The organism is Streptomyces olivaceus (genome assembly GCF_000721235.1).
GTDB lineage: Bacteria > Actinomycetota > Actinomycetes > Streptomycetales > Streptomycetaceae > Streptomyces > Streptomyces olivaceus.
The window spans coordinates 264,110-277,378 of sequence record NZ_JOFH01000006.1; the positions used below are offsets into that span (position 1 = coordinate 264,110).

General features: G+C 72.8%; 12 protein-coding genes. 6 read left to right on the top strand and 6 right to left on the bottom strand.

What is annotated here, in order from left to right; genetic code table 11:
- Positions 1–2 precede the first annotated feature (2 nt).
- Positions 3–2,030 (bottom strand): thioredoxin domain-containing protein, encoded by a 2,028-nt coding sequence (locus IG94_RS0109995; RefSeq protein ID WP_031033567.1) that lies wholly within the window; start codon positions 2,028–2,030, stop codon positions 3–5.
- 313 nt (positions 2,031–2,343) lie between these two features.
- On the opposite strand from IG94_RS0109995, the gene IG94_RS0110000 reads away from it, so the two are divergent.
- Positions 2,344–5,562: a tetratricopeptide repeat protein gene (locus IG94_RS0110000; RefSeq protein WP_031033570.1), complete on the top strand. Its 3,219-nt coding sequence runs from the start codon at positions 2,344–2,346 to the stop codon at positions 5,560–5,562.
- Positions 5,563–5,745: 183 nt separating this feature from the next.
- Here IG94_RS0110000 and IG94_RS0110005 read toward each other — a convergent pair whose 3' ends face one another.
- Positions 5,746–5,988, bottom strand: a complete 243-nt coding sequence (locus IG94_RS0110005) for a hypothetical protein (protein WP_194276205.1) — start codon at positions 5,986–5,988, stop codon at positions 5,746–5,748.
- Positions 5,981–6,841, bottom strand: a complete 861-nt coding sequence (gene mca, locus IG94_RS0110010; protein ID WP_031033575.1) for a mycothiol conjugate amidase Mca — start codon at positions 6,839–6,841, stop codon at positions 5,981–5,983. Before mca ends, IG94_RS0110005 begins: the two co-directional genes overlap by 8 nt.
- A 145-nt stretch (positions 6,842–6,986) precedes the next feature.
- Between mca and IG94_RS0110015 the strand changes: the two genes are divergently transcribed.
- Positions 6,987–7,394: a DUF4307 domain-containing protein gene (locus tag IG94_RS0110015; RefSeq protein ID WP_031033577.1), complete on the top strand. Its 408-nt coding sequence runs from the start codon at positions 6,987–6,989 to the stop codon at positions 7,392–7,394.
- A 198-nt stretch (positions 7,395–7,592) separates the two neighbouring features.
- Complete coding sequence (gene greA / locus IG94_RS0110020; RefSeq protein ID WP_031033579.1) at positions 7,593–8,090, top strand: transcription elongation factor GreA; 498 nt, start codon at positions 7,593–7,595, stop codon at positions 8,088–8,090.
- A gap of 99 nt (positions 8,091–8,189) precedes the next feature.
- On the opposite strand, the gene IG94_RS0110025 is transcribed toward greA, so the two are convergent.
- The 3 genes from IG94_RS0110025 to ilvA form a co-directional block, all read right to left on the bottom strand.
- Entirely contained in the window at positions 8,190–9,047 is an 858-nt protein-coding gene (locus IG94_RS0110025; RefSeq protein ID WP_031033588.1) for an ABC transporter permease, read from the bottom strand.
- Complete coding sequence (locus tag IG94_RS0110030; RefSeq protein ID WP_031033590.1) at positions 9,044–10,048, bottom strand: daunorubicin resistance protein DrrA family ABC transporter ATP-binding protein; 1,005 nt, start codon at positions 10,046–10,048, stop codon at positions 9,044–9,046. The genes IG94_RS0110025 and IG94_RS0110030 overlap by 4 nt, the downstream gene beginning before the upstream one ends.
- Before the next feature lie 148 nt (positions 10,049–10,196).
- On the bottom strand, positions 10,197–11,426 hold the full coding sequence (ilvA, locus tag IG94_RS0110035; RefSeq protein ID WP_031033592.1) for a threonine ammonia-lyase: 1,230 nt from the start codon (positions 11,424–11,426) through the stop codon (positions 10,197–10,199).
- A 164-nt stretch (positions 11,427–11,590) separates the two neighbouring features.
- Between ilvA and IG94_RS0110040 the strand changes: the two genes are divergently transcribed.
- From IG94_RS0110040 to IG94_RS43395, 3 genes are all read left to right on the top strand, one after another.
- Complete coding sequence (locus tag IG94_RS0110040) at positions 11,591–12,097, top strand: MarR family winged helix-turn-helix transcriptional regulator (RefSeq protein WP_037760468.1); 507 nt, start codon at positions 11,591–11,593, stop codon at positions 12,095–12,097.
- A gap of 190 nt (positions 12,098–12,287) precedes the next feature.
- Positions 12,288–12,854 (top strand): sigma factor-like helix-turn-helix DNA-binding protein, encoded by a 567-nt coding sequence (locus tag IG94_RS43390; RefSeq protein WP_224221399.1) that lies wholly within the window; start codon positions 12,288–12,290, stop codon positions 12,852–12,854.
- The gene (locus IG94_RS43395; protein ID WP_031033609.1) at positions 12,854–13,111 is read left to right on the top strand and encodes a hypothetical protein; all 258 of its coding nucleotides are present in this window, start codon (positions 12,854–12,856) and stop codon (positions 13,109–13,111) included. Before IG94_RS43390 ends, IG94_RS43395 begins: the two co-directional genes overlap by 1 nt.
- Positions 13,112–13,269: the final 158 nt, after the last annotated feature.

Genomic DNA, 13,269 nt, shown 5'->3' on the forward strand with positions numbered 1-13,269 from the left:
TGTCAGCCGTTCAGCGCGGCGCGCAGCCGCTCGGGGTCGGTCGTCGGCGCGTCGCAGGTGAAGTTGCGGCAGACGTACGCGGCCGGTGCCCCGCCCACCAGCGGCCGGTCGGCGAGCAGCGGGAACTCGTCGCTCCCCGCGACGCCGTAGGCGACGACCGCCCCCGGCGCCGTGCCCAGCAGCGCCGTACGGTGCAGCCCCCGGGCGGCGGCGTCGGCGGCATCGGCCCCGACCACGGCGACCTCGCGCGGGCCGTCGAGCAGCGCCTCGGCGGCGGCGAGCCCCCAGCCGATGAAGCGCGGAACGCGCGGCCCGAGCGCCTTCACCACGCCGAGGGCCTGCTCGGCGGCGGTGCGGTGCGGCTCGGAGCCGGTGTGGGCGGCGTAGGCGAGCAGGGCGTTCGCGGCGGCGCTCCAGCCGGACGGGGTGGCGTTGTCGGTCGGGTCCTGCGGGCGGCGGATCAGCTGCTCGGCGTCGGCCGCGGTGTCGTACAGCGAACCGGACTCGTCGCGGAACCGGGTGAGGACGTGGTCGAGCAGGAACCCGGCGAAGTCCAGCCAGACGCCCTCCCCGGTCACCGAGGCCAGCGCGAGGAAGCCCTCGGCCACGTCGGCGTAGTCCTCCAGCACCCCCGCGTTGCCGCCCGGCCGGCCGTCCTTGCTGGTCCGGGTGAGCCGTACCTGCTCGTCCAGGTGCAGCCGCACCAGCAGGTCGCCGGCGGCGACGGCGGCCTCGACCAGGTCGGGGCGCTCGAAGTAGGCGCCGGTCTCGGCGAGCGCGGCGACGGCGAGGCCGTTCCAGGCGGCGACCACCTTGTCGTCCCGGCCGGGGGCGGGGCGCCCGTCACGCGCGGCGAGCAGCCGCTCCCGGACCGAGGCGATCCGCGCGGCGTCGACGACGGCCTCCTGCTGCGGCAGTTGCAGCACGGAGGCGCCGTGCTCGAAGGTGCCCTCCTCGGTCACGCCGAAGTACTGCGCGGCCAGTTCCGCGTCCTCGGCACCGAGCACCTCGCCGAGCTGGGCCGGCGTCCACACGTAGTACGCGCCCTCGACGTGCCGTCCGGTGCCGTCGTCGCTGTCGGCGTCCAGCGCGGAGGCGAACCCGCCCTCGGCGGTGCGCAGTTCCCGCACCATGAAGTCCGCGGTCTCCAGCGCGACCCGGCGCGCGAGGTCGGACCCGGTGGCCCGCCAGAGGTGGGCGTAGACACGGCACAGCAGCGCGTTGTCGTACAGCATCTTCTCGAAGTGCGGCACGACCCAGTCGCGGTCCACGGAGTACCGGGCGAAGCCGCCGCCCAGCTGGTCGTAGATGCCGCCGCGGGCCATCCGCTCACAGGTGTCGGCGGCCATCTGGAGGGCGCCCTCGGCGCCGGTGCGGGCGTGGTGGCGCAGCAGGAACTCGACCGCCATGGAGGGCGGGAACTTCGGCGCCCCGCCGAACCCGCCGCGCTGTGCGTCGTACTCGCGGGTGAGTCCGAGCAGCGCCTGCCCGAGCTGCTCCTCGCCGGGCGCCTCGGCGTCGCCGTAGGAGATCTCCCGGCCGGCCAGGTCCCGCACGATCTTCCCGGCGACCTCGCCGACCTCGTCGCGCCGCTCCGCCCACGCCTGCTGGACGCCCTGGAGCACCTGCCGGAAGGAGGGCATGCCGTGCCGGGGCTCGGGCGGGAAGTAGGTACCGAAGTAGAAGGGCTCGGCGTCCGGCGTGAGGAACACGGTCATGGGCCAGCCGCCCTGCCCGGTCGCCGCCTGCACGGCCTCCATGTAGACGGCGTCGACGTCGGGCCGCTCCTCGCGGTCCACCTTGACGCTCACGAAGTGCGAGTTGAGGTACTCGGCGGTGGGCCCGTCCTCGAACGACTCGTGCGCCATCACGTGGCACCAGTGGCAGGCGGAGTAGCCGACACTCAGCAGCACCGGGACGTCACGCCGCCGGGCCTCCTCGAAAGCCTCCGGCGTCCAGGGCCACCAGTCGACCGGATTGTCAGCGTGCTGCAGCAGATACGGCGAGGTCACACCAGCCAACCGGTTCATGCGCCCCAGCCTCTCACAGCACCCCGCGCAACCGGCGAAACCCTCACGAGCCCGCCTCACCGGGCCGTATCGCACGCGTGGGAGTTCAAGGCGGAGGACCGTGGGGCTCGGCGTCGGGTGGGGCGGTGGGCGGGTTTTGGTTCGGCCCGGTCGTGCAGCACCCTCCCCAGGGTCTCCTCCGCGCAGGACACTTGACCCACGCATAACCGGGGAAGGACCCGGGGACGGGTCGGGAGGCCTCTGGGTCGTCCGGGGCCACCGGGGGCAGCAGGGGTACCCGGCAGGACACCGATGCCGCCGGAGGGGGCGCGACATGCGGGACAGTCATCGGGCGGAGGCCGAGGGGCTGCTCAGGCGGGCCGTGGAGGAGGAGGTACGGCGCTCGGGCGGACGCACGGACGGGAACGTACTGCTCTCCCGGGCCCGGACGGGCCTGGACGCCCTGGCCGGGACGGCCGGCGAGGAGTACGACGCCTACACCCACGCCCTCGACGAGGCCGCCGCCGGCCAGCTCACCTTCCGCCAGCGCTACGCCCGTGAGGGCGCCGGCACGCCCCTGCTGGTGGCCGCCGTGGCGGCGGTCGCCGCGGTGGTGGCCGACGTGGCGCTCGGCACCGGCACCGGCACGGCCGTCGGCGCGGGCGTGGCGGTCGGGGTCGTCGGCGCGGCGGCGACGGTGGTGAAGGTCGTCGGGGCGCATGTGCCGGCCGCCCACCACCGGGCCGGGGCCGTCAGCCAGCCCGGCGGGCCCGAGCAGCTGCGGCTGCAGTGGCTCACCGCGCTGGAGGTGCGCGGCATCCGCCCCTTCCTGGACCAGCAGCGGATGCTCGCCGCGTCCACCGGGCCCACCAGGACGGGACCGAAGCTGCGGGGCGCCGACAAGAGCGCGGCGGCCCGTGGGCGCAGTGCGCTGGAGCAGTCGTTCGCGCAACTGCCCGAGGCGGACGCCGCCTTCGCGGGGCGGCGGCAGGAGATGGCGCAGCTGCGGCAGTGGGTGCAGGCGGCCCGCGCGAGCACGGAGACCAAGCCGACGGTGGTGGTGCTGCACGGGGCGCCCGGCAGCGGCCGTACGACGCTGGCGGTGCGCGCGGTCCACGAACTGCGCGACTACTTCCGCGGGGCGTGCCTGGTCGATCTGCGCGCAGACGGCTCCGAGGCGGGCGGCGCCGGGGAGGGCGGCGGGTCGCAGCTGAGCACCCGGGACGCGCTGCTGCACCTGCTGAACCGGCTCGGGGCGCCGCGCGAGCAACTGCTGTTCCGTGAGCGCTCCTCCGCCGACCAGCAGGTCAAGCGGCTCAGCGAGCTGTACCACCAGCATCTGACGGGCGTCCCGGTCACCGTCGTCCTGGACGACGCCGCGGACGCCGAGCAGGTGCGCACGCTGGTGCCGGAGCGGTCGGACAGCCTGGTGCTGGTCACCGCGCGCGAGCCGCTGCGGCTCCCCGCCGACCTGCCCGCCCGGGTGTACGACCTGCCCGTCGACGCGCTGGACGCGGCGGGCGCGGAGGAGCTGCTCGCGGCCGCCGCCGAGGACAACTCGGGCCCCTACGACGCCGAGTCCGGCGACCGGATCCGGGAGCTGTGCGGCGGGCTGCCGCTGGCGCTGCGCATCGCGGGCTCGTCGCTGGGCCCGCGCTCGCCGCGCGCCCTGGCGACCGACCTGGGGGCGTACGGGCCGGTGGATCCGGCCGAGCGGGCACTGTGGCTGCGCTACACCGACCAGTCGGAACCGGCCCGGCGGCTGCTGCGCCGGCTGGCGCTGGCGGGGCGCACCTCGCTGGGCGCCGCTGCCGCCGCCGCGCTGCTGGCCACGGACGAGACGGAGGCGACCCGGCAGCTGACGGCGCTGGCGCGGGCGGGTCTGATCGACCACGTCCGGGGCAGCCGGTACCGCCTGCACGACGTGGTGCGCGCCTTCGCCCGCGCCCGGCTCGCCGACGAGGAGCAGCCCGCCGACCGGACGGCCGCGCAGGAACGGCTCATCGCGAACTACGCCGAGCTGGCCGACTCCGTGCTGCGCCTGGTCGACGGCAACATGTCGACCCGCTCCAACCAGTTCGGGCAGTACGGCTTCACGTCCCTGGACGAGGCGCTGCGCTGGCTGGACGACGAGTCGAGCTTCATCACGGCGGCGCTCAGACACGCGGAGGGCGTCGACCAGGGCACGGTGCTGAACCTGCTGGGCGCGCTGTGCGACTACTGCCTGCTGCGCGGCGACCTGTACCGGCTGGGTGAGATCAACGAGCTGGCGCAAGCCGTGGACCAGGGGCTGCTGGTGCGCTCGGTGCAGTGGCGGACCGGCATCGCGGCCCGGCAGCTCGGCGAGCTGGACAAGGCGCGGACGACGCTCACCTCCGTGGTCGACCTGTACCGCGACGCCCACCACGACGCCGGTGCGGCCCGCGCCCTGTGCTCGCTGGGGATCACGCTGCACCACCAGGGCAATCTGACCGAGGCGGCGGCCAGGCTCCAGGAGGCCCTCGACCTCCAGGCCTCGCCGGAACTGGCCACGGACCGGGCGTGGACGCTGCACGCGCTGGCGGCGGTGCAGCGCGACCGGTCCAGGCTGGCCGAGGCCCTCGACCTGCTCACCGAGTCACTGGTGCTGCACCGGGCGGGCGAGTCGGTGCACGGCCAGGCGTGGGCCCACTTCCAGCTCGGCCAGCTGCACCTGCGCATGGGCGACGTCCCCGGCGCGGAGGCGGACCTGCGGGCGGCCCTGGAGCTGTACGGCCGCACCCAGGACGCCCGCGGCGAGGCCTGGGCGCTGACGCAGCTGGCGCGGGCCCGCCTGGTGGACGGCGACGCCTCGGTGGCGGTGGACGAACTGCGGCGGGCGACGGCCCGGCACCGCGAGAACGAGGACGCGCGCGGCGAGGCGTGGACCGTCTACTACCTCGGCCAGGCACTGGAGGAGGCCGGCGACCTGGACCGGTCCGTCCGGGAACTGGAACGCTCCCGCACGATGTTCTCCCGGATGCGGGACGTGTACGGCCTGGCCTGCGCCCGGCACCACTCGGCGCGGGTCACCCGCGACCAGCGCGCCGCCCAGACCGGTTCGCTGCGCAACTCGGGCTTCGCCCGCCAGCTCCTGGTCGACGCGCGCGCCGACTTCCAGCGCATCGGTGTCGGACACGGCGAGGGGTGGACCTGCCTGGAGCTGGCGGTCGTGGACGCGGGCAACGCCCGTACGCCGCAGGCCCTGGCCCTGTGCGACGAGGCCGCCGTGCTCTTCGCCGGGTACGGCGACCGGCGGGGCGAGGACTGGGCCCGCTTCCTGCGCTGCACGCTGCTGCCCTACGCCGCCCCCGGCGGTGTGGAGATCGGTACGGCGGTGGCACAGGAGGAGCTGACCCAGCTCTCCCGCGCCCGCCACGCCGCCCGCGACCCCAAGCTGGACGACTACGTGAACGCGTACCAGCTGCTCCTGGAACGCGGCATACAACTGGAGGCAGGCTGGCAGGCCTGGCGCCTGGGCATGGTCCCGAACCGCCAGGCAAGGGAGGTCATGGGCGTCCCGGTACCGGCGTAGCCCCCGCCCCGCCGCCGCTGCGGGCAGTGCGTGCCGCGCCGCTGCGGGCAGTCGTGCCGCTGGGGCGGCACGGGTGGGCGCAGCGGCACCCCGTCAGCGCCGGGCCGCGCGACCCGCCCCCGGCCCGCACCGACGCCGGGCGCCGGGCGCCGGGCGCCGGGCGCCGAAGAGAACGCCGCTCCACTACCCCCGCTGCGGCTTCGCCGCCTCACCACCACCGGCGGAGCCCTCGGCATCCCCGGTCTCCTTGAACTCCACCCTGCCCATGTGCCGGTTCATGGACTTCATCAGCCCCCACACCGCCAGGGCCATCACCGCGAAGACGATGAACCCGAGGACACCCGGGGTGACCTTGTCCTCGTCGAGCTCGGCGAGAGTGACGAGGTGCGTCATTGCCAGGCTTGCGCTTCCACTCATGTCAGGCATTGTCCCGGACGCCCGCGAAGAGGTCGTCCTCGGGGAGGGAGGTTTCCACGAGGGACTTCGCGAGCTCGTACTCCTCGGTGGGCCAGACCTCCTTCTGGAGCTCCAGCGGCACCCGGAACCAGCCCCCGTCGGGGTCGATCTGCGTGGCGTGGGCGATCAGCGCCTTGTCGCGGATCTCGAAGAAGTCCGCGCACGGCACGTGCGTGGTGAGCGTGCGCTCCTTGCGCTCGAACTCCGCCCAGCGCTTGAGCCAGTCCGCGTAGGGCGACTCCAGCCCGCGGTCGAGCAGCGCGTGGTGCAGCGCCTCGGTGCGGGGCCGGTTGAAGCCCTGGTTGTAGTACACCTTCGAGGGCTGGTACGCCGCTCCGTACTCGGCCTCCGGGTACTTCTCGGTGTCGGCCGCGCCCTCGAAGGCCACCATCGTGATCTTGTGGGTCATGATGTGGTCGGGGTGCGGATACCCGCCGTTCTCGTCGTAGGTGGTGATCACCTGGGGGCGGAAGGAGCGGATCTTGCGCACCAGCTCGCCGGCCGCCTTGTCGACGTCCTCCAGGGCGAAGCAGCCCTCCGGGAGCGGCGGCAGCGGGTCACCCTCGGGCAAGCCGGAGTCGACGAAGCCGAGCCACTCCTGCCGCACGCCGAGGATCTCCCGGGCCTCGTCCATCTCCTTCTTGCGCACCTCGTGGATGTGCTCCTCGATGTACGGGTCGCCCTGGAGCTTCGGGTTGAGGATGGAGCCGCGTTCCCCGCCCGTGCAGGTCACCACCAGCACGTCCACCCCCTCGGACACGTACTTCGCCATGGTGGCCGCGCCCTTGCTCGACTCGTCGTCGGGGTGGGCGTGCACGGCCATCAGTCGCAGCTGGTCAGTCAAGACTCATTCCTCGGTCAGTCGGCGCCCGTCTGCATCGGCGCAATCGGGGGCTTCTATAGTGACCGAATCGGGAGCGGAATAATTCCGGCACCCGGGAAGCCCGGCTCCTGCCGAGAGGACGATCATGAGTACGGCGAGCACGCGAACGCCGCGAGCGCCCGAGGGCCGCTACGGCCGCTCCTCGGACGAGCGGGCCGACCGCACGCTCAAGGTCGCCGGTGCCGTGCTCGGTGCCGTCCTGCTCGCGGTGATCGGCTGGTTCGGCTACCACTACGTCGGCCAGAACAAGATCAGCGGCGAGCTGATCGGCTTCGAGCTCGCGGAGGACTCGGTGCAGGTGCACCTGGAGGTCCGCAAGGACGCCGGGGCCACCGGCTACTGCACCGTGCGCTCCCAGGCGGAGGACGGCGACGAGGTGGGCCGGGCCGACTTCCGCTTCGACGGGGACGCCACCCGCATCGACAAGGTGGTCACCCTGCGCACCAAGGCCGCCGGGACGACGGCCGAGCTGCTCGGCTGCCACCCGGAGTGACGCAGCTGGTCCAGCTGCTCCAGCAGTGCCCACGAGCGCCAAAACGTGCCGCCTGACCTGCGGTGACATGGATCTGGTGGCTTATGTCCTCCCCCTTTGGGTACTGAATTGTTAGGCTCGTGGTTTCGCCCTTCCGTGAAGGAACATCCTTCTGGGTAGGGCGTTGATTTGTATTCCCAGTACCAACGAGGAGCACCCGTGACCCAGACCAGCGAGAACGTCACCTGGCTGACCCAGGAGGCGTACAACAAGCTCAAGGAGGAGCTTGAATACCTTACTGGTCCTGCGCGCACCGAGATCTCTTCCAAGATCGCCGCCGCCCGCGAGGAGGGGGACCTGCGCGAGAACGGCGGGTACCACGCGGCGAAGGAGGAGCAGGGCAAGCAGGAGCTCCGTGTGCGCCAGCTGACCCAGCTGCTCGAGAACGCCAAGGTGGGCGAGGCCCCGGCCGCCGACGGTGCGGTGGCCCCCGGCATGGTGGTCACGATCGCCTTCGACGGTGACGAGGACGACACGCTGACCTTCCTGCTCGCCTCCCGCGAGTACGCGAGCTCGGAGATCGAGACCTACTCGCCGCAGTCGCCGCTGGGCTCGGGCGTCATCGGCCACAAGGTCGGCGACGACGCCCAGTACGAGCTGCCCAACGGCAAGCCGGCCTCGGTGAAGATCCTCAAGGCCGAGCCGTACAACGGCTGACCCGGCCCGGCTTTCCGCCTCGACCGAGCCCTCGGCGTCCCTGTGACGCCGGGGGCTCGTCGCCGTCTCGGCGTCCTCGCCGTCTCGCCGTCTCGCCGTTCAGTTGGCGGCCGAGCGGTACTTGCGCACCGCCAGGGTCCGGAAGACCGCGATGATCAGCACGGACCAGATCAGCGAGGCCCACACCGGGTGCTGCATGGGCCAGGCGTCGGACTGGACGACTCCCGGGTTGCCGAACAGTTCGCGTGTCGCCTGCACCGTGGCGCTGAACGGATTCCACTCGGCTATGTGCCGCAGCCAGGGCGTCATCTGGCTGGAGTCCACGAAGGCGTTCGACACGAACGTCACCGGGAACAGCCAGATGATCCCTCCCGAGGTCGCCGCCTCCGGCGTCCGCACGGACAGCCCGATGAGCGCCCCGATCCAGGTGAACGCGTATCCGAGCAGGAGGAGCAGGCCGAAGGCGCCCAGGATCTTCCCGGCGTTGGTCGGCTCCGCGGATCCGGTGCGCCAGCCCACGAGCAGGGCGACGATCGCGAGGACGAGCACCGTGATGCACGTCTGGACGAGATCGGCGACGGTCCGTCCCGTCAGCACCGCGCCCCGCGCCATCGGCAGGGAGCGGAAGCGGTCGACGAGACCCTTCTGCATGTCGTCGGCGATTCCGGCCGCCGACCCCGCGGTGGCGAAGGTGACGGTCTGCGCGAAGATGCCGGCCATCAGGAAGTCCTTGTAGACGCCCGCGTCGGTGGTGTTCCCGATCTTCATCGAGCCGCCGAAGACATAGGTGAACAGGACGACGAACATCACCGGCTGGATGACCCCGAACAGGACCATCTCCGGGATCCTGGTCATCCGGATCAGGTTTCTGCGGGCGATGACCAGCGAGTCGCGGACGGACTGGCCCATGCGGTTGGCGGCGGCCGCGACCGGCGCCGTTTCGGTGGCGGCGCTCACTTGGTGGCCTCCTTCTCCTGCTCGTGGCCGGCGTCGTCCGCCGGGCCGTCCTCCCCCTTGGTCTCGGCGACATGGCCGGTGAGGGAGAGGAAGACGTCGTCGAGGGTGGGGCGACGCAGGCCGATGTCGTCGATCTCGATGCCGCGGACGTCGAGTTCGCGGATGACCTCGGCGAGCAGCTTGGCGCCGCCGGTGACGGGGACGGTGAGCTTGCGGGTGTGCTCCTCGACGGTGGTCGAGCCCTTGCCGAAGCCGGCGAGCACCTCTGCGGCCTCCCCCATGTGGTCGCGCTCGTGGACGACGACCTCGACCCGCTCTCCCCCGGTGCGGGCCTTGAGCTGGTCGGAGGTGCCGCGGGCTATGACACGGCCGTGGTCGACGACCGCGATGTCGTGCGCGAGGTGATCGGCCTCCTCCAGGTACTGCGTGGTCAGCAGCAGGGTCGTACCACCGGCGACCAGCTGTTTGATGACCCCCCACAGCTCCTGCCGGTTGCGCGGGTCGAGGCCGGTGGTCGGCTCGTCCATGAACATGACGGGCGGGCAGACGACCAGGGCGGCCGCCAGGTCGAGCCGGCGCCGCATGCCACCGGAGTAGGTCTTGGTGGGCCGGTCCGCGGCGTCCGCGAGGTGGAACTGGTCCAGCAGCTCGGCGGCCCGGGCCTTCGCCGCCCTGCCCCTCATCTGGTAGAGCTGGCCGACCATCTGCAGGTTCTCCCGGCCGGTCAGGTATTCGTCGACCGCGGCGAACTGGCCGGAGAGGCCGATGGAACGCCGCACCTCGTTGGGTTGCCCGAGTACGTCGAGGCCCGCGACGACCGCCTTGCCGCTGTCGGGGCGCAGCAGGGTCGTGAGACAGCGGACGGCGGTGGTCTTGCCCGCGCCGTTCGGTCCGAGCAGGCCCAGGACCGTGCCCTCGGGTACGTCCAGGTCGACACCGTCCAGAGCCCTTACGTCGCCGAAGGTCTTGACCAGGCCTTCGGCATAGATGGCGCCCGGCATATGAGTCTCCACGTCGTCGGGGATTCTTCGAAAAGCCTAGGTTTGTACGATTCGCCGCGCTCAGCGAGCGGCGCATGACACACAGTAACGCGATGTATCGCGTCTCACAATGCAGTTGCCCGAACGAGTGACGAAGCGGCCGAGCAGCTCAGGCGATGACGGTGTAGCCCGCCTCCCGCAGCGCCCGGCCGACCTCCGCGCAGTGCTCCGGGCCCTTCGTCTCCAGGTGCAGCTCGACCTCCGCCTCCGTGAGCCCGAGCCGCGGGTGGGTCCGCACGTGGCTCACGTCGAGGACGTTGGCGTCGACCACCGACAGCACCCCGAGAAGCGTGGCAAGGGCGCCCGGCCGGTCCGTCAGGCGGAGCCGGACCGCCAGGTAACGGCCCTGCGCGGCCATGCCGTGCCGCAGCACGCCCTGCATCAGCACCGGGTCCACGTTGCCGCCGGACAGCACCGCCACCACCGGGCCCGCGAAGGTCTCGGGCGCGCTCAGCAGCGCCGCCACCGGGCTCGCGCCGGCCGGCTCCACGACCAGTTTGGCCCGCTCCAGACAGAGCAGCAGCGCCGTGGACAGCTCGTCCTCGGAGACCGTACGGACCTCGTCCACCAGCTCGCCGACGATCCCGAACGGCACGTCACCGGGCCGCCCCACCTTGATGCCGTCGGCCATCGTGACCGGGTTCTCGACGGCCACCGGGCGGCCCGCGGCGAGCGAGGGCGGATACGCCGCCGCGCCCTCCGCCTGCACGCCCACGATCCGCACGTCGGGCCGCAGCGCCTTCACGGCGACCGCGATGCCGGCCACCAGTCCGCCCCCGCCGATGCCGACCACGACGGTCCGCACCTCGGGGCACTGCTCCAGGATCTCCAGCCCGACGGTGCCCTGGCCCGCGATGACGTCGGGATGGTCGAAGGGGTGGATGAACACGGCACCGCTGCGCTCCGCGTACTCCTGGGCCGCGGCCAGCGTCTCGTCGACGACCTGGCCGTGCAGCCGCACCTCGGCGCCGTACTCCCGGGTCGCGCTGACCTTCGGCAGCGGGGCGCCCTTCGGCATGAACACCGTCGAACGCACCCCGAGCAGCGACGACGCCAGCGCCACGCCCTGCGCGTGGTTGCCCGCGCTCGCCGCGACCACACCGGCGGCCCGCTGCTCGGGCAGCAGCCCGGCGATCCGCACATAGGCGCCACGCAGCTTGAACGAGCCCGTGCGCTGAAGGTTCTCGCACTTGAGGTGCACCGGCGAGCCGACCATCCGGGACAGGTGCCTGCTGCCCTCCATCGCCGTCACCCGTGCGACACCCGAGAGCATCTTCTGGGCTCCGCGCACGTCGTCGAGGGTGACGGGTCCGACAGGGGCGGCCGTGCTGTAGCTCATGTCCCCAGCATCGCAGTTCGCGGTCCCGGTGCACCGTTGTGACCAACCTCCGAGACCTGCTTTGCCCGAGCGTCGGTACGCCCTGCCGCCCGGCCGCGTACCCTGTCCCCCAAATCAGCAGCCCTCCACGAAGTGAGCCCCCGGCCATGCCCACAACACCTGAAATGTCGATGGACATGACGACCGCCGGTGACCCCGGTCTTCTCGAGACGCTCCAGCACGAGGTCGCGCTCTTCGCGCGGCGCGCGGAACAGACCCGGCTCGGCGGAGTCGGCCAGGTGCGCAACTCCATGGACCGAGCCGCCTACCTCCTGCTCAACCGCCTCGACAAAGAGGGCCCGATGGGCGTGAAGGCCCTCGCCGCGAGCATGGGCATCGACTCCTCGACGGTCACCCGGCAGGTGGCCCCGCTCGTCGACAGCGGACTCGTCAAGCGGACCTCGCACCCGGAGGACGGCCGCGCGGTGGTCCTCCAGCTGTCCCCGCGCGGCGTGTCGCGGCTGGAGGAGGTCCGGACCTCCCGGCGTCAGCTCATGGCCGAGCTGACCCACGACTGGGCACCGGAGGAGCGCGAGACCTTCTGCGCGCTCCTCGCACGCTTCAACGGCGCCCTGTCCGCCCGTATGGCCCCCTCGGGTGCGACGGCCACGGATACGCCGTCGTCCTCCTGACGCGCCGTCCCCAGACGTCCTCACCCGTCGTCGCCGGTTATCGCCGGCCCTCACCCGTCCTCGCCCGTCCTCGGCGAGGTTTCCGGGACGGTTCGCACCGGACCCTTGACCGGCGGGCCGCCCCTGGCCTGATATGAGACCTCAGGTATGGAGACCTCAGGGCTCGTCGCCGGTCCGGGCGGGAGGCGCGGTGCGAGAACGGCATGCGTCCCACGGAGCCCGCCGGGCCCGGGAGTTCGAGGCGTTCGTCGCGGGTGCGGCGGGACGGCTGCTGCATGCCGCCACCCTGCTCACGGCGGAGCCCCCGGACGCCAACCCGCGCGCGCGGCACCTGCTCGCCCTGTCCCTGGCCCACACCTACGCGGCCTGGGACCGGCTGCACGGCGAGGACCCCTACGACCGGACCCGGCAGTACCTGGCCACCCGCTTCGCCCGCGAGGCCTGGCACCGGCACGGCGGCCTCGGCCGGTCCCGCGGTCGCCCCGCCGGCCCCCTGGGGGGCCTCTCCCCGCAGGAACGCCTGATCCTGGTCCTCAGGCTGTACGAGGGCGTCGCCGAGGAACAGGCAGCGGCCCTGCTCGGCCTGCCCCTGGAGCGCGTGCGGACGCTCTGCGACCGGGCGGTGGCGACGCTTCTCCGCCCGCCCGCCCGCCGCGCCGGTCCGTCCGGTGGCACCGGACACGAGGACGGCGACGCCGTGAGGGGCCCGGCGGCGGGCACGCGCGCGGGGAGCCGCGGGAGGGTGAGGGGGTCGTGATGAGCCGCCCGAAACGCGAGGCCGCCGCGCGGCGGATCCTTGAGCAGTCGCCGCCGCGGGTCCCGCCCGAGCTGTACGCGGAGGCCGTGCGCCGCGGCGGTCGCATGCTGCGGCGCAGGACCGCCCTCCGCCGCCTGACGTGGCTGGTGCTCGGCGCGGCGGCCGTGGCGTTCGCGGTGTGGGCCCTGACCGTCCAGCCGTGGGTGGAGCCGCCGTCGGAGACGACCCCACCCATGACGGGCTGGGAGGGCTGGTGAGTCCGCTTCACGCGGGTGCATGACTCAACCGCGTGGGGGTCAACCGCGTGGGAGCCCGCCTTCAGTCGCAGCCCGCCCTCACGCGCGGGCACCGCCCTCACCCGCGGGACACCGCCTTCAGGCGCGGACGATCAGGCGGGCGCGACCGGATCGTCCGA

Bases quoted from the DNA above. Each gene is read 5' to 3' on its own strand.
- IG94_RS0110015 (WP_031033577.1), top strand. From the start codon at position 6,987: ATGAGTACGGCGAGCACGCGAACGCCGCGAGCGCCCGAGGGCCGCTAC.
- IG94_RS0110040 (WP_037760468.1), top strand. From the start codon at position 11,591: ATGTCGATGGACATGACGACCGCCGGTGACCCCGGTCTTCTCGAGACG.
- IG94_RS43395 (WP_031033609.1), top strand. From the start codon at position 12,854: ATGAGCCGCCCGAAACGCGAGGCCGCCGCGCGGCGGATCCTTGAGCAG.
- mca (WP_031033575.1), bottom strand. From the start codon at position 6,841: ATGGCCGTGCACGCCCACCCCGACGACGAGTCGAGCAAGGGCGCGGCC.
- IG94_RS0110030 (WP_031033590.1), bottom strand. From the start codon at position 10,048: ATGCCGGGCGCCATCTATGCCGAAGGCCTGGTCAAGACCTTCGGCGAC.
- IG94_RS0109995 (WP_031033567.1), bottom strand. From the start codon at position 2,030: ATGAACCGGTTGGCTGGTGTGACCTCGCCGTATCTGCTGCAGCACGCT.
- IG94_RS0110000 (WP_031033570.1), top strand. From the start codon at position 2,344: ATGCGGGACAGTCATCGGGCGGAGGCCGAGGGGCTGCTCAGGCGGGCC.
- IG94_RS0110005 (WP_194276205.1), bottom strand. From the start codon at position 5,988: ATGCCTGACATGAGTGGAAGCGCAAGCCTGGCAATGACGCACCTCGTC.
- ilvA (WP_031033592.1), bottom strand. From the start codon at position 11,426: ATGAGCTACAGCACGGCCGCCCCTGTCGGACCCGTCACCCTCGACGAC.